The 18,403-nt window shown below is 70.5% G+C and carries 16 protein-coding genes; all 16 read right to left on the bottom strand.

The window, feature by feature from the left end; translation table 11 throughout:
* Nucleotides 1-56: 56 nt before the first annotated feature.
* The 16 genes from QRY02_RS12290 to QRY02_RS12215 all read right to left on the bottom strand — a co-directional run bounded on the left by QRY02_RS12290 (nucleotide 57) and on the right by QRY02_RS12215 (nucleotide 18,224).
* On the bottom strand, nucleotides 57-2,279 hold the full coding sequence (locus QRY02_RS12290; RefSeq protein WP_285991658.1) for a glycoside hydrolase family 15 protein: 2,223 nt from the start codon (nucleotides 2,277-2,279) through the stop codon (nucleotides 57-59).
* Nucleotides 2,280-2,674: 395 nt separating this feature from the next.
* Complete coding sequence (locus QRY02_RS12285; RefSeq protein ID WP_285991657.1) at nucleotides 2,675-3,370, bottom strand: TetR/AcrR family transcriptional regulator; 696 nt, start codon at nucleotides 3,368-3,370, stop codon at nucleotides 2,675-2,677.
* Between the two features lie 52 nt (nucleotides 3,371-3,422).
* Nucleotides 3,423-4,523, bottom strand: a complete 1,101-nt coding sequence (locus QRY02_RS12280) for a glycerate kinase (protein ID WP_285991656.1) — start codon at nucleotides 4,521-4,523, stop codon at nucleotides 3,423-3,425.
* A complete protein-coding gene (locus QRY02_RS12275; protein WP_285991655.1) occupies nucleotides 4,520-4,897 on the bottom strand; it encodes an allophanate hydrolase-related protein in 378 nt (125 codons plus the stop codon). The genes QRY02_RS12280 and QRY02_RS12275 overlap by 4 nt, the downstream gene beginning before the upstream one ends.
* A gap of 10 nt (nucleotides 4,898-4,907) precedes the next feature.
* Nucleotides 4,908-6,359: an NCS2 family permease gene (locus QRY02_RS12270; protein WP_285991654.1), complete on the bottom strand. Its 1,452-nt coding sequence runs from the start codon at nucleotides 6,357-6,359 to the stop codon at nucleotides 4,908-4,910.
* Nucleotides 6,360-6,483: 124 nt separating this feature from the next.
* Complete coding sequence (locus tag QRY02_RS12265) at nucleotides 6,484-6,966, bottom strand: nucleoside deaminase (protein ID WP_285991653.1); 483 nt, start codon at nucleotides 6,964-6,966, stop codon at nucleotides 6,484-6,486.
* A gap of 1 nt (nucleotide 6,967) precedes the next feature.
* Nucleotides 6,968-9,259 carry a xanthine dehydrogenase subunit D gene (gene pucD, locus QRY02_RS12260; RefSeq protein WP_285991652.1) on the bottom strand — a complete coding sequence of 764 codons (2,292 nt, stop codon included), beginning with the start codon at nucleotides 9,257-9,259 and terminating at the stop codon, nucleotides 6,968-6,970.
* Nucleotides 9,256-9,726, bottom strand: a complete 471-nt coding sequence (locus tag QRY02_RS12255; protein ID WP_285991651.1) for a (2Fe-2S)-binding protein — start codon at nucleotides 9,724-9,726, stop codon at nucleotides 9,256-9,258. Before QRY02_RS12255 ends, pucD begins: the two co-directional genes overlap by 4 nt.
* Nucleotides 9,717-10,586 carry an FAD binding domain-containing protein gene (locus QRY02_RS12250; protein ID WP_285991650.1) on the bottom strand — a complete coding sequence of 290 codons (870 nt, stop codon included), beginning with the start codon at nucleotides 10,584-10,586 and terminating at the stop codon, nucleotides 9,717-9,719. The genes QRY02_RS12255 and QRY02_RS12250 overlap by 10 nt, the downstream gene beginning before the upstream one ends.
* A 193-nt stretch (nucleotides 10,587-10,779) precedes the next feature.
* The gene (gene gcl / locus QRY02_RS12245; RefSeq protein WP_285991649.1) at nucleotides 10,780-12,468 is read right to left on the bottom strand and encodes a glyoxylate carboligase; all 1,689 of its coding nucleotides are present in this window, start codon (nucleotides 12,466-12,468) and stop codon (nucleotides 10,780-10,782) included.
* A gap of 1 nt (nucleotide 12,469) precedes the next feature.
* Nucleotides 12,470-13,357, bottom strand: a complete 888-nt coding sequence (locus QRY02_RS12240; protein WP_285991648.1) for an NAD(P)-dependent oxidoreductase — start codon at nucleotides 13,355-13,357, stop codon at nucleotides 12,470-12,472.
* Nucleotides 13,354-14,166 carry a hydroxypyruvate isomerase family protein gene (locus QRY02_RS12235; RefSeq protein ID WP_285991647.1) on the bottom strand — a complete coding sequence of 271 codons (813 nt, stop codon included), beginning with the start codon at nucleotides 14,164-14,166 and terminating at the stop codon, nucleotides 13,354-13,356. The genes QRY02_RS12240 and QRY02_RS12235 overlap by 4 nt, the downstream gene beginning before the upstream one ends.
* 188 nt (nucleotides 14,167-14,354) lie before the next feature.
* Nucleotides 14,355-14,978: a M15 family peptidase gene (locus QRY02_RS12230; RefSeq protein ID WP_285991646.1), complete on the bottom strand. Its 624-nt coding sequence runs from the start codon at nucleotides 14,976-14,978 to the stop codon at nucleotides 14,355-14,357.
* A 16-nt stretch (nucleotides 14,979-14,994) separates the two neighbouring features.
* A complete protein-coding gene (locus QRY02_RS12225) occupies nucleotides 14,995-17,229 on the bottom strand; it encodes a glycoside hydrolase domain-containing protein (protein ID WP_285991645.1) in 2,235 nt (744 codons plus the stop codon).
* Between the two features lie 2 nt (nucleotides 17,230-17,231).
* Nucleotides 17,232-17,750 (bottom strand): peptidase inhibitor family I36 protein, encoded by a 519-nt coding sequence (locus tag QRY02_RS12220; protein WP_285991644.1) that lies wholly within the window; start codon nucleotides 17,748-17,750, stop codon nucleotides 17,232-17,234.
* A gap of 78 nt (nucleotides 17,751-17,828) precedes the next feature.
* Entirely contained in the window at nucleotides 17,829-18,224 is a 396-nt protein-coding gene (locus tag QRY02_RS12215; protein WP_285991643.1) for a hypothetical protein, read from the bottom strand.
* Nucleotides 18,225-18,403 lie beyond the last annotated feature (179 nt).

Genomic DNA, 18,403 nt, shown 5'->3' with positions numbered 1-18,403 from the left:
GGACGACACGCGTGCTTGAACGGACGACACGCGTGTCTGGAGGGACGACACGGCGCTCAGGTGCCGTAGCGGGCCTTGACGATCGAGGGCGTGTCGAGGTTGTGGCCCGCGTCCATGCTCTGTGCCAGCCGCAAGTACTGGCCCTCGGCCCACATCAGCGGGCCCGCGCTGCCGGTCGGGCGGCCGAGGCCGAAGCAGCCGGCGTCCGCGCGGTCCCAGACCTGTTCGGGCACGAAGTACCCGCTGTTGGCCGAGTCCGCCATCGACTTCAGGTACACCGACGCCGAGCGGCCGTTGGCGAGCTCGTACTGCCCGCGCTCCCCCGACAGCACCGGCCACAGCCGCCCGAACCGCTGGTTGCCACCGGCCGGCCAGCCACTGCAGTCCGCCGTGCTCTCGCCGTAGTTGTCGTGCGGGTAGCGGTGGAAGTAGACGTCGCCGTTCGGCAGCGTCACCTGCATCGCCGAGTTGCCGTCCGACGCGGCGGCCGTCGGCGCGACCGAGTTCGCGATCGTCGCGTCCCCGGCCGGGCGGATGCCGAGCCGCACCAGGTCGAGGAAGCCGAAGTCGGTGACGTCGTGTTCGTAGAAGCAGCCTTCGTCGAAGCAGATGGTCGCGGCGTCGTTCGGGTTGCCGGCGCGGTCGAGGCGCTCGTAGTAGGTGTGGCCGCCCCAGTAGCCGGCCGCCGTGACGGTCCAGCCGGCCAGGGAGTTGCGCCACGAGTCCGCCGTGGACTCCCACGACGACGCGCTCGCCGTGTCGCCGTTCGCCCGCGCGACGGCCCCGGCCGCGACCAGCCCGGCGATCTCCGCGGCCACCGAGGACGGCGACTTGCCGTACTGCTCTTCCCACCGTTCGGTGGTGTCCGGGCCGGTGGCGACGATGTGGTTCGCGGTCGTCTTGACCTTGGCGTAGGTCGGGGCGTCGGTGAGGCCGGTCAGCCAGGCCAGCAGGATCGCGTCGGCGTCCTGGTCCAGCTGTTCGCAGCAGCCGAGCTGCTGGGCGCTCGCCCCCGCGACGCCGGACACCGGGCTGTAGCGCGGGAAGGACCCCGCCGGGTAGGTCGTGCCGTCGCCGGCCGTGGGGCTGCCGATCCACTGCGCGTTCCAGAGGAACCGGGCCATCCGCTTGGCCTGCGCGCTGTCGCCCGCGGCCAGCAGCCCGGTCGCCTGCTGGTAGAGGTCACGGCCCCAGACGCGGTGGTAGCCGTCGTTCAGGTTGTCGCCGTTCGTGAAGTTGCCCCAGGGCGTGGCCAGCCCCGCGACGCTCGCACCCGGGTGCTGTTTGTCTTCGGCGGTCTTCAGCGCCATGGCTGCGACGTAGTAGGCGCGACGTCGTTGCGTGTCCCCGGAAACGCTGGCCGGAGCCGGTTTGAGGCTCGCGAGGTAGGAGTTCCAGCCGCTGCGGTAGGAATTCGACACGGCCGTGAACCCGCTGCTCAGCGAGGCGCTCGCGTTGGACGTCGCCGCCGCCGCCGTGTCGCCGTAGCCTTGCGCGACGGTGAACGTCGTGTCCGTACCGACCGGGATCTGTCCACACTGGACGACGTTGCCGGTGCCGGAGACGGCGTCGAACTGGTTGTTCAGGATCTTGTCGGCGCGCAGGTCGGCCAGGCAGTCGCTGGCCGCGCCGCTGTAGCCGTTGTCGTGCGCGGTGAAGCCGGTCGAAACGCGCAGCGCGGAGACGACCGTCGTGGCCGTGCCGCCGAACAGCGTTTCGGTCCCGCTGGCCATCAGGGAGCCCGTGGAGTCCCACCAGGCGTTGTCGTTCGCCCCGCCGCCCGCCATCGACGGGTTGGCCAGCAGGTAGAGCCGGTAGCTGCCGCCGTCGAGCGACTGGAACCGCGTGTTCGTGACCAGCGTCGCCCGGGCCGGGTCGGTGACGTAGTCCGTGGTGATGCGGTACTTCCCGCTCTTGGCCGTGTTCGTGATCGTGTACTGCAGCGCCTTCTCGTCGGGCATGCTCACGACGTGGTCGGTGGCGTCGCGCTCCAGGTCGACGAAGGTCGAGCCGTCGGTCACGACGAATTGGCGGTCCTGGGTGTTGGGGACGTCGGCTCTCGGGTAGAAGACCTCGGACGTGACGCCGTCGGCGACGGTGAACCAGACGGGGCTGTTCGTGGTCGATGTGCCGAGGGCGGACTTGTTGCCCGTGGCCCATGAGGCTGCGCTGCCGCAGCAGTCGGTTGCGGTGCCGGTGGCGAGGGCCGTGCCGGGGAGGGACGCGGCTAGGAGGATTGCTGTTCCGGTGCAGGTCAGGAGTGTTTTCCAGCTGATCATCGGGACCCCTCCGACGGCTTTGTCGCTTGATATGTTGTGGGCCGCAACATATTGGGCTCTTTGGGGGTTGCAAGCAATGTCCGATGGGACTGGATCGATTCTGAGGTCTCCGCGATGCCGCCAACCTTGGCGCTCTCCGAAACCCGCGATTGCTGCTCTCCGCAACCCCGAAGCCGGATTGTGACTACGGACGGCAGCACCGCGTCAAGGCGGGAAAGCGTGCCTTGACCCGGCGCCGCCGTCCGTGTTCGGGCTTCGGATCGGGGTTGCGGGGGCCCTGGGTTCCGAGGTGGGCCGGTTTCGCGCGGGAGCTGCGTTCCGGGGTCCCGGGGGGGCTGGGCTCCGAGGTCAGGCCCGGGTCTGGGTCCGGGGGCCGGATCCGGCCCGTGGTTCGTCTACGCGTCCGCGATGCGGTCCAGCCACTCGGCCATCAGGATGCGCTCGGCGTCGGTCAGTGTTGTTGCGCCCTCGAGGCCTGCGCGTAGTGCTATTGCTCGCTCCGGCAAGTCTGATCCCGCCGGCTCTGGGGTGCCCGTCAAGATGCGGGCCAGCACCGTCTCGCGGGCCGTTGCGGACAGCTCCGGGTCGCGTTGGTCCTCCGGTGTTGCTATCTGTGTCAGCACTACGCCCATTCCGGCCGCGTGCGTCAGCCTTGCCGCTCGCTCCACGCTCACGCGGAGGCGGCCCGCCGACGCGACGCGCTCGACTATTGCCCGCAACATTGCCTCGGCTTCGCGGGCTGCGGGTGACTTGCGGCCCGGGCGGGCGTCGCCGTACATCAGTACGTAGAACTCCGGGCGGGACAGCCCGAATTCGATGTGCAGGTCCCAGCCGCGTCGGAGGTCCTCGACCGGGTTGCCCGTCGATCCCATTGCGCGCTTGCTCTTCAGGTACTCGTCGAAGCCGTACGCCGCTACCGCGTCGAGCAGGCCGTCCTTGTCGCCGAACAACCGGTACAGCGCCGGTGGCTGGACACCCGCCGCCGCGCTGACCGCGCGGGTCGACAGACCGTCGCGGCCCTCCGCTGCCAGGAGCGCCGCCGCCGCTTCGAGGATGCGGATGCGGGTGTCCACCGCCGTCTTCGTTGCCATGGTTACGATGATAACAAATCCTCGGTAGCGGTTGTTCGCTCCGTCGGGGCACTCACCTGCGCGGCGTGAGGTGGTCGATCGCCAGTCGGTGGGTGAGGCGGCGCAGCAGCGGTGCCGCCTCCGCCATGCAGCGCGCCGGGTCCGGTTCCAGTTCGGTCAGCGCGTACGCGGCCGAGATGCCCGCGTTCGCCAGCTCCGTCGCGGACAGCCGGCAGCGCCCGGACACCGCCACGCACGGGATGCCCTGGGCCGCCGCGGCCCGGGCCACCCCGGCCGGGGCCTTGCCCGACAACGTCTGCTCGTCCAGCGATCCCTCGCCGGTGACCACCAGGGTGGCGCCGGCCAGGGCCGCGCCGAATCCGAGCAGGTCGAGCAGCAGCTCGATGCCGGGCCGCATCCGGGCGCCCAGCAGCGCCATCGCCGCGAAGCCCACTCCCCCGGCCGCTCCGGCGCCCGGCCGGGAAGCGAACTCCGGCCCGGCGATCGACGCCCAGTGCCGCAGCGCCGCGTCCAAGGTCGCGACGTCGCCGGGGGACGCGCCTTTCTGCGGGCCGTAGACCGCGGCGGCCCCGCGCGGCCCGTACAGCGGATTGTCCACATCGCTCGCCAGCTCGATGTCCACCTCGGACAGGCGCGGCACCTCCAGCGACGCGAGCCGGGACAGGGCCGCACCACCCGGCGGGAGCTCGCGCCCGGCGGCGTCGAGGAGGCGGGCGCCCAGCGCGGTCAGCATCCCCGCGCCGCCGTCGGTACAGGCGCTGCCGCCGACGCCCAGCACGATCCGGCGGCACCCGGCCCGGACGGCCGCGGCGATGACGTCGCCGGTCCCCGCGCTGGTCGCGGTGAGCGGCTCCGGCGGACCCGGCAGCAGGTGCAGCCCGGACGCCTCCGCCAGCTCGACCACCGCGGTGTCCCTGCGCACCGCGTAGGACGCCGTCACCGGCATCCCGGTCGGCCCGCGCGCCGGGACCCGCACCCGCTCGTACCCGGCGGCGACGGCGGCGTCGACCGTGCCCTCGCCGCCGTCGGCCACCGGGAGGGTGCGCACCACCGCCGCCGGGTGGACGTCGGCGAGGCCGGCAGCCACCGCCGACGCCACCTCCGCCGCGGTCAGCGACCCCTTGAACTTGTCCGGGGCGACCAGGACCTTCACGCGCTCGCCTTGAAGGCCCGCCAGTCGCCGAGCTCGGTGATGTCCCGCAGGGCCACGTGCGAGGTGTACGGCCGCCGCAGCAGCATCGCGAACGCCGAACTGCCGTCGGCCAGCTCCACCACCCCCAGCTCCAGCTCGTGCGGCTCGGCCGGCAGCACCTTGTCCCGGAGGGCGTCCAGGGAGACGTCGTAGACCTCGCCGGTGACCGCCGCACCGCCGTGCGACACCGGGTACAACGCCGGGCACTGGTCGCCGACGGCGTAGAACCGGTACTTCGGCGCGGTGTCCGCCACCGCCACGAACGGCGATCCGTCGAGGAGGTGGTGCAGCGGCTCGCCGCGCATGGCGCCGCCGTTGAAGAACATCAGGGCCACGGAGAACTCCTTACCGGAAGAGGGCTTCGACACCGTCGATGGCGAAGTACACCGCGAAGACCAGCGCCAGCAGGGACAGCAGCCAGCCGGCCTCGCGCCACTTGCCGCGGCCGATCTTGATCAGCACGAACGCGATCAGACCGGCGCCGACGCCGTTGGTGATCGAGTAGGTGAACGGGATCAGCGCGGCGGTCAGGAACACCGGGATCGTGTAGTCCGGGTCGTGCCACGGGATGGTCCGGCACTGCGCGACCATCATGCCGCCGATGACGACCAGCGCGGGCGCCGCGGCCTGCGCCGGGACGACCCCGGCCAGCGGCGTGAACAGCAGCGTCCCGGCGAACAGCAGACCGGTGACGACGCTCGCGAGCCCGGTCCGAGCCCCTTCGCCGACGCCGGCCGCGGATTCGAGGAACACCGTGTTCGGCGACGAGCCGGTGACGCCGCCCGCGATCGCGCCCGCGCCGTCGACCAGCAGGATCCGGCCCATCCGCGGGACCTTGCCGTTCTTCGACAGCCCGGCCTCGTCGGAAACGCTGGTGATCGTGCCCATGGCGTCGAAGAAGCCGGAAAGCACCAGTGTGAACAGGAACACCGTGGCCGCCAGCGCGCCCGCGGAGGCGAAGCCGCCGAACAGGTCGATGTGGCCGAACAGCCCGAAGTCGGGCGCCGCGACGACGTGCTCGGGCAACGCCGGGGTGGTGAGACCCCAGCCGCCGACGCCGAACCCCTCGTGCAGCACGACGGCGAGCACGGTGGACACTCCGATGCTGATCAGCACCGCGCCCGGGACCTTGCGGGCCATCAGCACGATCATCAGCAGCAGACCGAAGCAGAACACGACGATCGGCCAGCCGTGCAGGTGCCCGCTCGCCCCGAGGCGCACCGGGACCGTGGTCTGCGCCGCGTCCGGCACCCGGGTTACGAACCCGGCGCTGACCAGGCCCACGAGGGCGATGTAGAGCCCGATCCCGACGGTGATCGCCATCTTGAGCGGCCTGGGGATGGCGTTCATGATCCGCTCGCGGACGCCGCTGACGGCCATCAGCACGATGCACACGCCTTCGAGCACGACCAGGCCGAACGCCTGCGCCCAGGTCATCGACGGCGCCATCTGGAAGGCGACGATGCCGTTGATGCCGAGCCCGGCGGCCAGCGCGAGGGGCGCGTTGCCGACAAGTCCCATGAGGACGGTCATCACGGCGGCGGCGAGCGCGGTCGCTGTGGTCACCTGAGCGGCGGAGAGCCGGGCGCCGGTGATGTCGGCGGAGGCACCGAGGATGAGCGGGTTGAGCAGCACGATGTAAGCCATCGCGACGAACGTCGTGATACCGCCGCGGACTTCGCGGCCGATTGTGCTCTGCCGGGCCCGCAGCTCGAAGAGCTTGTCGAACAGCGAACGGCGCTGGGGTGGTTCGGGTACTTCGCCGAGTTCGGGTTCCTGGATCTCTACCTGGGTCATGCGTCCTGCCCTTGCCGGTGGGTGTGCTCGGCCAGGCCAAGGCACCACGCCGTGCCTGGGCGAGCGGGACGTTCGATTCGGTTGTGCTCCGGTCAGCTGGCCTTGTGGGTCAGGAGTCGGCGGGTCAGTAGTCGGTGCGGTCGCTCTTGTCGAGCCAGGCCGCGAACGGCGCGAAACCGTCCTTTGCGGACAGTCGCGTGACGGGGACCGTCCACGTGTCGCGGGGACGGTCGAAGAGCTCGTAGAAGGCGCGGTCGTCGAAGCCGGCCTTGGCCGCGTCGTCGCGGTCGGCGGCGAAGAGGACCTTGTCCACCCGCGCCCACAGCGCCGAGGACAGGCACATCGGGCACGGCTCGCAGCTGGACACGAGCACGCAGCCATCGAGCTTGAACGTGCCGAGCGCCTGGCAGGCCGCGCGGATCGCGACCACCTCGGCGTGCGCGGTCGGGTCGAGGTTCGCCGTGACGCGGTTGACGCCGGTCGAGACGATCTCGCCGTCCTTGACGATCAGCGCGCCGAACGGGCCCCCGCCGTTTTCGACGTTGTGCGTGGCGATCCGGACGGCTTCGCCGAGCCAGTCCTGCTCGACGGAAACGGACGTGGTCATCTCAGACTCCGGTGATGTGCTCGGGGCGGATCGGGACGCGCGGCAGCTCGAGGCCGGTGGCCGCGCGGATGGCGTTGGCGATCGCCGGCGTGGCGGAGATCGTGGGCGGTTCGCCGACGCCGCGGACGCCGTAGGGCGCATGCGGGTCGGGCCGTTCGAGAACGTCGACGCGCATCGGCGGCATGTCGAGGATGGTCGGGATGAGGTAGTCGGTGAACGACGGGTTCCGCACCTTGCCGTCCTCGACCAGGATCTCCTCCATCACGGCGAGGCCGAGGCCCTGGGCCGAGCCGCCCTGGATCTGGGCGACGACGGCGTCGGGGTTCATCGCCTTGCCGACGTCCTGGGCGCAGTCCAGCTGCACCACCTTGACCAGGCCGAGTTCGAGGTCGACGTCGACCACCGCGCGGTGGGCGGAGAAGCCGTACTGGACGTGGGCGTCGCCCTGCCCGGTCTCCGGGTCCAGCGGGTAGGTCGGGCGGTGGTGGAATTCGCGGGTCTCCTCGATCGCGGTGCCGCCCAGCAGCTCGGCCAGGTCCGCGACGACTTCGCCGTCGGCCGCGACGACCTTCCCGCCCACCAGGGAAATCCCTTCGGCGGGCACCCCGAGCCGGGTGCAGACCGCCTCGGCCACCGCGCGGCAGGCGTTGCGGACCGCGCCGCCGGTGACGTAGGTCTGGCGTGACGCCGAACTGGAGCCGGCGTCACCGACGCTCGTGTCGGCCGGGTGCGCGCTGACCCGCGTCACGCCGAGCTCGGTGCGGGCGATCTGCTGCTGCAGCGTCACCAGCCCCTGCCCGACCTCGGCGGCGGCGGTGTGGACCATCGCCACCGGCTCACCGCCGAGCACCTCCAGGCGGACGCGGGCGGTCGAGTAGTCGTCGAGGCCCTCGGCGTAGGAGATGTTCTTGATCGTGACGCCGTAACCGACCCCGCGGACGACACCTTCGCCGTGGGTGGTGTTCGACGCGCCGCCGGGCAGCTCGCGGATGTCGCGGTCGCCGGTGGGCTCGGGCGGCAGCGGCAGGTCGCGGACCCGCTGGACCAGCTCGGCGACCGGGGCCGGGAAATCCACCACCTGCCCGGTGACCACAGTGGACCCTTCGCTCAAGGCGTTGCGGATCCGCAGCTCCGCCGGGTCCATGCCCAGCGCCGCCGCGAGTTTGTCCATCTGGGACTCGTAGGCGTAGGTCGGCTGGACCGCGCCGAGGCCGCGCATCGCGCCGCAGGTCGGGTTGTTGGTGTAGACGCCCCAGCCCTCGATGTGCGCGTTCGGCACGTCGTAGGGGCCCACGCTGAGCGTGGTGCCGTTGCCGACCACGACCGGCGTCTTGGAGGCGTAGGCACCGCCGTCGAAGTACAGCTTCGCGCGGACGTAGACGAGCTTGCCGTCGCGGGTGGCGCCGTGCTCGTAGTACATCTTCGCGGGGTGGCGGTGGACGTGCCCGAAGAACGACTCCAGGCGGTTGTAGCTCATCTTCACCGGGCGGCCGGTGCGCAGGGCCAGCATGCAGGAGTGGATCTGCATGGACAGGTCCTCGCGGCCGCCGAACGCCCCGCCGACACCCGACAGCGTCAGCCGGACCTTCTCCAGGGGCAGGCCCAGGGCCTTCGCCGTCTGGCGCTGGTCGACGTGCAGCCACTGGGTGGCCAGGTAGAGGTCGACGCCGCCGTCCTCGGCCGGCACCGCGAGGCCGGACTCCGGGCCGAGGAACGCCTGGTCCTGCATGCCGATCTCGTACACGCCGGACACGACCACGTCCGCGGTGGCGGCCGGATCGCCCTTGACGATCCGCTGGTGGCGGACCAGGTTCCCGCCCGGGTGCAGCTTCGGCAGCGTGTCGTCGTGCGCGGCCCGCTCCGGGTCGGTGATCGGCTCGAGGACGTCGTACTCGACGACGATCTCCTTGAGCGCCTGCCGCGCGATCTCCGGGTGGTCGGCGGCCAGGATGGCGACCGGTTCGCCCTGGTAGCGCACCAGACCGTCGGCCAGCGCCGGGGTGTCCTGGTACTTCAGGCCGTAGACGTTCTCGCCGGGTACGTCCTCGTGGGTCAGCACCGCGTGCACACCCGGCCGGGCCAGCGCGCGGGAGACGTCGATGCGGACGATCCGGGCGTGCGGGTGCGGGCTGCGCAGGGTGGCGCCCCACAGCATGTCCTCGTGCCACAGGTCGGAGGAGTAGGCGAACTCGCCGCGGACCTTGAGCGTGCCGTCCGGACGCAGCGGGCTCTCGCCGATGCCGCCGGCGATGGTGTCGTGCAGCTCCTGCGGGGAGCGGGCCGGGGCGCTCATCGGACGGCCTTCTTCGCGGCGGCGTCGCGGACGGCGTCGAGGATCTTCTCGTAGCCGGTGCAGCGACAGAGGTTGCCGGCGAGGGCCTCGCGGATCTCGACGTCGCTGGGGTCGGGGACGCGCTCGATCAGGTCGTGCGCCGCGACCAGCAGGCCGGGCGTGCAGAAGCCGCACTGGACGGCGCCGCGTTCGACGAACGCCTCCTGCACCGGGTCGAGGGCGTCCCCGTCGGCCAGGCCTTCGACCGTGACGACCTCGCGGCCCTCGGCCTGCCCGGCCGCGACCAGGCACGAACAGGCCGGGACACCGTCGAGGTAGACCGTGCACGAACCGCATTCGCCCTGTTCGCAGGCGTTCTTCGAGCCGGGGAGGCCGAGCCGCTCGCGCAGGACGTAGAGGAGGCTCTCGCCTTCCCAGACGTTGTCGGCCCGGCGGGATTCGCCGTTGACGGTGACGTTCACGCGCACTTCGCGCTCCCTCCGCAATATTCGGTCCAGGCCCAGGTCAGCGTCCGTCTCGCCATGACGCCGAGGGCGTGGCGGCGGTAGGCGGCGCTCCCCCGGACGTCGTCGATCGGGGCCGCGGCGGCCGCGACCAGGTCGCCGAAGCGGCGCTTCACCGAGTCGGCGATCGCCTTCGGCGAGTCCCAGTCCAGCTCGCCGGCCAGGAACTCCTCGGCCTCGAAGGCCCGGCGGGGCGTGGGCGCAGCCGAGCCGACGCCGGTGCCGACACGCTTTTCCGACGGGTGCAGGGCCAGTCCGAAGGCGGCGACGGCGATGACCATGGCGTTGCGGGTGCCGATCTTGCTGAACTGCTGCGGCCCGGTGGCCGGGGCCACCAGCACGGCCGTGATCAGCTCGTCCGGCTCCAGGACGTTCCGCTTGACGCCGGTGTAGAAGTCCTTCGCCGCGACGATCCGGGTGCCGCGGACCGAGGCGATCTCGACCTCGGCGTCCGCCGCCAGCAGCGCCGGGTGGGAATCCCCCGCGGGCGAAGCCGCACCGAGGTTGCCGCCCACCGAGCCGCGGTTGCGGATCTGCGGCGAGCCGACGGTCCGCGCGGCCATGGCCAGACCCGGCAGCTTCGCCCCCAGTTCGGTGATGATCCGGGCGTAGGGCACGGCCGCGCCGATCCGGAGCCGGCCGCCGTCGGTGCCGTGCTCGTGCAGCTCGGGCACCCGCCCGAGGTCGAGGAGCGACTCCGGGCGGCGGTGGTCGAAGTTGAGCTCGACCATCACGTCCGTGCCACCGGCGATCGGGACCGCACCGGGGGTCGCCGCCTTCGCGGCGAGCGCGTCGGCCAGCGAGGCGGGTCGGAGGAATTCCACTGTGGACGTCCTTTCGGGGCTGCTTCGGCAAGAAGTACACACGCTCCGGTGTGGCCGCGACCACGGCAAAACCCCTGAAAGAAGGGTGAATTTCGGGCTCGCGTTTGTACTTTCCGACAACCGCCGTCGTGCGCGCGCGGAAAGGCCGCCGTACGAGGTCGGGTCTCGCACGGCGGCCTTGGTCACGCGGGGGTTACGCGGGCTCGAACTCCTTGACGGAGTCGAGGGCGGCACCCATGGCGGCGTTGCCCTCGCGCTCGATCATGATCTCGACCAGGACCGGGCGGCTGGTGCGCTCGGCTTCCTTGCGCGCCCATTCCAGGGACGTGCGGATCTCACCCGGCTCGTGCACGCGGGTGCCCGAGCAGCCGTAGGCCTCCATGATCTTGACGTTGTCCGTGCCGTTCGAGTCGTAGTGGATGTCGACCTCGAAGTTCATTTCGTAGCCGGTCTCGGCCTGGCGGATGAGCCCGAGGTACTCGTTGTTGAGCATGATGAGCACGAACCCGACGTCGTACTGGGCGGCCACCGCCAGCTCCTCGACGAGGAACTGGAACGAGTAGTCGCCGACCACGCCGACGACCTCGGCCTCCGGGCGAGCCTTCTTCACCCCGATCGCGGCGGGGATCTCCCAGCCGAGCGGGCCGGCCTGGCCGCACACCTGGTAGTGCCGCGGCTTGTGCGCCTGCTGGAACTGGCCCGACCAGATCTGGTAGAGCCCGATCGCGGTGACGAAGTAGGTGTCTTCGCCGAAGGTTTCGTTGATCTCCTTGAACACCCGCGGCGCCTTGATCGGCAGGCTGTCGAAGTCGTCCCGCCGGGGCAGCGCCTCCTTCAGCTCGCCGATCCGGGTGACCCATTCGCGACGCGGCTGCGTCTCGCGCTTCTCCAGCGCGGCCAGCAGCGCGTCGAGGAACTCACGCGTGTCCGACACGATCCCGAGGTCGGGGCCGAACACCTTGCCCAGCTGGGTGGGCTCGATGTCGACGTGGATGAACTTCCGCTCGCCGCGGTAGACCGACAGTTCGCCGGTGTGCCGGTCGCCGAACCGGGCGCCCAGCGCGAGCACCAGGTCGGCCTCGAGGAAGGCCGCGTTCGCCCAGCGCTGCGACGTCTGGATGCCGGCCATCCCGGCGAACAGCTCGTGGTCCTCGGGGAAGCTGCCCTTGCCCATGAGCGTCACCTGCACCGGGACGTCGAGGCGCTCGGCGGCGGCCCGCAGCTGCTCGCTCGCCTCACCGAGCACCACCCCGCCGCCGGCCAGGATCAGCGGGCGCTCGGCTCGGAGGAGCATTTCGAGGGCCCGCTCGACCCGCGCGGGCGCGGGCTTCACGGGCGTCACCGGCAGCGGCGAGTCGATCGAAGAGTCCCACTCGATGTCCTGCTTCTGGACGTCGATCGGGAGGTCGATGAGCACCGGGCCGGGGCGGCCGGACCGGGCGATCCGGAACGCCTCGCGGAAGATCCACGGCAGCTGCGCGGCCTCCTTGACCTGCACCGCCCACTTCGTCACCGGCTTGGCGATCTCGACGATGTCGACGGCCTGGAAGGCTTCCTGGTGCAGTTTGGTGGTCGCCGCCTGGCCGGTGATGCAGATCATCGGGATCGAGTCCGCGTGCGCGGTGTAGAGCCCGGTGATCATGTTCGTGCCGGCCGGCCCGGACGTGCCGATGGCGACGCCGACGTTGCCGTTCGTCCTGGCCCAGCCGTCGGCCATGTGCGTCGCGCCCTCTTCGTGGCGGACGATCAGGTGCTCGATCGCCCGGCCTTGTAGGGCGTTATACAGCGGGAGGATCGCGGCGCCGGGGCAGCCGAAGACGGTGTCGACGCCTTCGCTCTCCAGGACGTCGACGACCGCCTGCATCGCGGGGATTCTGGGCATGTCACACCTCCGCCGGGACGCGGCCCGACAACTGTTCGACGACCTTCAGCAAGGCCGAGTGGTCCAGGGAGCCGTGGCCCATGGCGCGGCCGGCGGCGACGAGCTGGGCGACCAGCCCGGTGAGCGGGAGCGCGACGTCGGCCTGCCGGGCGGCGGCCAGCGCGATCCCCATGTCCTTGTGGTGCAGGTCGATCCGGAAGCCGGGCGCGAACCGGCGGTCCACCATGGACTTGCGCTTGAGCTCGAGGATCCGGCTGCCCGCCAGGCCGCCGGCGAGCACGTCGAGCCCGACTGCGGCGTCCACACCGGACGCTTCGAGCAGCACGATCGCCTCCGCCACGAGGCCGTAGATCCCGCCCACGACGAGCTGGTTGGCCGCCTTCACCACCTGGCCGGCGCCGTGCGGCCCGACGTGCACGACGGTCTTGCCGACCGCGTCCAGGACCGGCTTGGCGGCCTGGAAGTCCTCTTCGAGGCCACCGACCATGATGGACAGCGACGCCTGCTCGGCGCCGGCCTGCCCGCCCGAGACGGGGGCGTCGAGCACGCCGATCTTCTTGTCCTGCGCGGCCTGGGCGATCGCGATCGACGTCTCCGGCCGGATGGTGCTCATGTCGATCAGGAGCGTGCCCGGCTCGGCGCTCTCCAGCACGCCACCCGCGGCCAGCACCACCTCTTCGACGTGCGGGTGGTTCGGCAGCATCGTGATCACGACGTCCGCGCCCGCCACCGCGTCGGCGACGCCGGTCGCGGCGCGTCCGCCCGCGGACTCGAGCTTCTCCCCCGCGGCCGCGGTGACGTCGTAGCCGCTGACGTCGTGGCCGGCCGCGACCAGGTGTGCGGCCATCGGGGCGCCCATCACGCCCAGTCCGATGAATCCCAGTTTCATGCTCGTCCCCTTCGGGTTTTCGGCAGCCAGCCCAGCGACGTGACGGTGTCGGGGTCCGGGATGTACTCGATCCCGACGAACCCGTCGTAACCCGCGTTCTGGAGCTTCCCGAGGTACCCGTCGATGTCCAGTTCACCGGTACCGGGCTGGTGGCGGCCGGGCGCGTCGGCGACCTGCACGTGCCCGATCCGCGGTGTGTGCACCGTGACCAGGGCGTCGAGGTCGTCTCCGTTGACTGCCAGGTGGTAGAGGTCGGCCAGCAGCCGCACGTTCCCGCGCCCGAGGTCGTCGAGCACGGCCACGGCGTCCGCGGCGGTCTTGAGCGGGTAGCGGTCCGCGCCGGAGAGCGGTTCGAGGACCAGTTGTGCCCCGATCCGGGCGGCGGCGTCGGCGGCCTTGTCCAGGTGGACGCGGGCCAGGTCGTCCTGCTTGGCCGGGTCTTCGCCGTCGAGCCGGTTGCCGTAGAGCGCGTTGAAGCTGCGGCAGCCGGTGCGTTCGGCGATGCCGAGGGCGACGGCGAGGCTGTCGGCGAACTCGGTCTCCCGGCCGATCCACGAGACCAGGCCCCGCTCCCCCGCCGCCATGTCCCCGGCGTAGAAGTTCAGCCCGCGCAGCCGGACTCCGTCGAGGCTCTCGACGAACGCGTCCACGTCTTCCCGGGCGGGCACCGCGGAGTCGAACGGCCACCAGTACTCGACATCGGTGAACCCGGCGTCCCGCGCGGCGGCCGCGCGGTCGAGGAGCGGGACCTCCTTGAACAGGATCGACAGGTTGGCGACGTACGGCAGGGAGTGCCCCTCTTCAGGCATCGCGACCTCGAATTTCGCTATACGGAATCTTTCTTTCGCATATCGAGAATAACTCGCGGTGCGTCCCGGGGTCAACGGCGAGCCGGCGCGCGCTCGAGCCGGCCCGGCGTGAAAACACGCCAAGGAGGTCCGGACGGCCAGTAGCCGTCCGGACCTCCTTGGCGGACCTCAGATCAGTCCTCTGCCCCCTACAGCGGACGGACCCGGAGCGCCGTCCGCGGCAGCTCGTGGTCATCGGGTCGGACATCGATGTAGAACAACGCCTCGTCCACGGCTGCGTCGTCGCCGCCCCAGCGCACGGTGCCGCCCAGGTCGGCGATGATCCCGTGGATCGCGGCGACCTGCGGGGCGTAGAAGCCGCCGCGGGAGCCCGGCGGGTAGTGACCCGCCCGGATCCTGACCGCCGTCCCCGAAGCCAGGTTCGACTCGGGCAGTGCCGGCTTGACCGCGGCCGGAGGGCACCAGCCGGTCACGTCGCCGTCGCGCAGTTCGTCCACGTCGCAGTGGAACCGGTGGATGACGTGCGCCAGCACCGCGTCCACCACGCCGATGCGCAGCTGCACCCCGGACAGCGGGGTGCCGGGCACCGGGCGCGTGTGGATGTTCCCGCGGCCGTCGGCGACCTTTTCCATCTCCCAGCCGTTGTGCGACGGCACTCCGGTCAGCACGTCGTTCCGCTTCGGCTGCCGGCGCTTGCTCTCCTCTTCCCACTGGTCCGTTCCGGCGTCCGCCGGCGAGGCCGGTGCCAGTACCACGGTTGCTCCGGCCATCGCCGCGGCGATGAGGAACGTCCGGCGTCGCAAGGGATTCACGTCTGCTCCTCCTTCCTCATCGGTGCCGCGAGATGCCGTTGTACTTCTCGAGGATGTGGTACAGCGCCATGCGCTGCCCCGCGTGCTCCTCCGCCTCCTTGCCCCAGCCCTGGTAGCGGCGCAGGATCTCGAAGATCTCCCACTCGGTGTAGTTCAACGCGATCGGCCGCAGCACCGTCTCGCCGTCCGGCGGATTCCGGCCGCCCGGTTTGCCGTCCGCACCCCAGATGTGGGCCATCGCGACGGTCCGGAGCGCGTATTCGTCGTTCCTGACCTGCCTCCAGGCGGCGTAGATGTCGTCGTCGTCGGCGGTGTCCCGGATCGGGCCGGTGGCCACCCCCTTGGTGATGCAGTGGTTCCACGCCAGGATCGCGGTGGCCCCGAAGATCTGGGCGATTCCCGTCGACGAGTCCCTCGGCCCATTCGGTGGGGGCGGCAGGCCCGGCTGAGGGTCGTGGTAAGCCACGACCAACACATCGACGGCGTCGTCGGCCGCGTCCCAGTGCCGCATCTCCCAGTACGCCGACGCCTGGATCAGTGCCTTGCGCATGCCGTACCGGTTCGACAGCTCGGTGATGACGTCGTCGTGGTCCAGCACGGTGGTTCGCAGGCATCCCTCGTGCGTGAAGTTCCGCACGCCACCGTTGTTCGGGAACCCGATGGACTCCATGTACTTTCCGACGTCGAGTTCCAGCGCCGGGTACACCTCCGTCGCCAGCCGGGTGTCCGGTACGAAGGTGCGCGGCGGGTCGAACGAGTTCTGCCCGATGTCACGGCCCGAAGCGACGTCGACGTCGATCTGGATCGAGCCGTCCCCGGAACCGATCACGCGCGTCACGATCTGGTCGTACGCCCAGTCCTCCGGCAGCGGGTAACCCAGGTTGCCGGAGAAGCCCCTGGACATGTCCGACACGAAGCTCGCCGTCGAGTGCCCGGCGGCCGCGACCCGCGAGCACACGTTGCGCGGGCCGTAGATACCCACCAGATACGGGTTGCCGGCGTCGGCCAGGGAATCCACGATGCCCTTGAAGTGCGGCAGGACGTTCAAGGTCACGTCGTCGTCGAGGGCGTCGAAGTCGACGGAGAAGAAGATCCGCGTGCCGTTCCGGAACCCGTGGTCCTGCGCCGCGTTCATCGCGGCGTAGCCCGCGGCCCGGCCGGCCGCGTAGCCGAAGCTTGCCGCGTCGCGCCCGAACGTCTGGTAGATCGGGAAGCACCGCAGGCCGTTGGCGGCGATGGTCTGCAGTTCTCCCGGCTGGATCGGTTTCTCCGGGGAGGCCGTGCTCAGCGCGGTGAGGTAGCGACCGACGTACCTGATCCCTTGTGCCTTCAGCGTTGCCGCACGGGCATCGGTGATCTTGGTGACACCGTCGCACGCCTCGCCGTTGCGGGTTTGATCACCGAACGAGACCAGCAGCGATGCCCACGTCGGGAAGTCACCGGTTCCGGACACCGTGAGCTTCGCGAACGACTGGAACGCCTGCACGGCGCTGCCCACCGAGGAATCGAACGTGCCGGTGAAGTCGACCGGCCGCGCGTTCAACACCATCGCCGCCGAGAACAGCCACACCCAGATTCCCGTGTTGCCGAGGGAGACCGGGTGCTGCTTCAGCCCCGCCTGCGTGCCGGGACCGAACACGCCGTTGGCGGTCCCGTCGGCCATGCCCAGCTCGTACTGGATCGCGAACAGGACCGACTTGGCCACGTCCCGCGAATGGTGGCCGTCGCAGGGGATGACGAAGAAGTCGCGGCGGCCGATGTAGCGTCCGTTCAGCCACTGCTGGATCTCGCGGACCGTCGCCGAACCGGAGTTGACGTTGACGTAGGCATCCATGGTCAACAGCGCTTTGAACACCTTCGGTGTCAGGTCGCTGCCGGGGAACACCGTTCCGACGCCCATGTCCTCCTTGAGCTTCGTCACCGCGGCCTGGACGCGGGGACCGTAGGCGCCGTTGATGCCGTCGCCGTCGTAGCCTTTGCAGTACAGCGCCGACTGGATGATCCGGCAGAAGTCCGCCGAAGGCATCGTGCCGAAGTTCAGCTTCGGGTACTTCGCCGTGAGCGTGGACAGCGTGGTCGGCCCGAAGCTGTCCGACACCGGCGAGATGCCCAGCTGCCACTGCAGCGCGCGGGTCAGCGCGTACATGACCTTCCACTTGGTGAGGCCGTCCTCCTCGACCGTCATCCCGATCCGGCTGCCGTAGACGTCGTTGACGAAGCGCTGGGCCTGTCTGACCATCTCGTCGGCCATCGTCAGCCGACCTGGATCTCGTCGGTCTTGTCGTTCCACCCGAAGTCGCGGAAGTCGGAGTAGATGCCGTTCGCGGCCAGGTACGCCCGACCGTCCAGCCCGATGGAGTAGTTGACCAGGGTGGCGCCGCCCTGCGGCCGGTGCACCGCGGCGCTGCTGGCCATGTCGCGGAACTTCCAGTCTTCCAGTTTCTTCTTGCCCGGCAGGTTCCACTGCAGGCGCTTACCGGTGTGGTTGATGTTCTCCCACAGGCACACCCAGGTGAACGGGCAGTCTTCGGCCGCGGCGGGACCGAAGCGGCCCGTGGTGGCCGCGAATTCCTGCGGAGTCCGGAAACAGCGGACGTCGCCCACCGCGAACTCGGCGCAGACCTCGGCGTCGGCCCAGCCTTTGCCGAGATCGATGGTCGTGCCCTGGTAGGAGGCCAGCACCCCTGCCGGTGCCGCGTCCGCGGGCGTCTGGGCGATCGAGAAGGCCCCGATCACCATCGCGGTCAGGACGCCTGCTTTCACCCTGCGCATGTGTTCCCCTCGGTTCGTGCGTTCTCATGGGTTGCCGGGACGGAAGTGACCGACACGGGTGTCACCGAACGTGACCGGTCAAGGGTGCAAGTACCCCTCGCAGGCCAGCTGCTGCTCACTGTCGGTTTCGTCCCTGAAGCAGAGATCGACCCAGCGGGGGCCGCCGGCGATGTCGACGGGCACGTTGATCGTGCTGGAGGTCACGTCGTTGCAGTGCAGGCTGGTGCTCCTCGCCGGCCAGCGCTTCCAGTTGGCGTCGTAGGCGTAGACGTAGAGCCGGCGGCAGTTGCTGGCCTTGAACAAGTAGTCGACGTCGACGGACCGTTGGTGCCAGCGCAGCATGCCGGCGGCGTAGGTCGCACCGTAGCGGAGGACCGGGTCGATCGAGCTGGACGGGTCGCCGGTGGTCGTGGCGGGTGCCGCGGTGGCGATCGGCGCCCCGGCCAGGACGGTCGCCCCCACGACCGCGGTCACGGCCGCGGCCGCCTTCACACGGCTGAACGGAACCGAGCCGGCTCGGTTCCGGACTCTTGTATTGGCCATCGTGGCTCTCCCCCTCGTCGAGAACGACTGCGATCGTCGGGAGCTTGGCAGCGTCCGCTGCAATGGCACTGCAGTCTTACGGAAGGTGGCCGGTCGGAGACATTCCGGGC

Origin of the sequence: Amycolatopsis sp. DG1A-15b (assembly GCF_030285645.1) — a bacterium.
In the GTDB taxonomy this organism is placed as follows: Bacteria; Actinomycetota; Actinomycetes; order Mycobacteriales; family Pseudonocardiaceae; genus Amycolatopsis.
The sequence above is the reverse complement of the archived record's forward strand: the minus strand, read 5'-3'. Positions and strand labels throughout refer to the sequence as shown.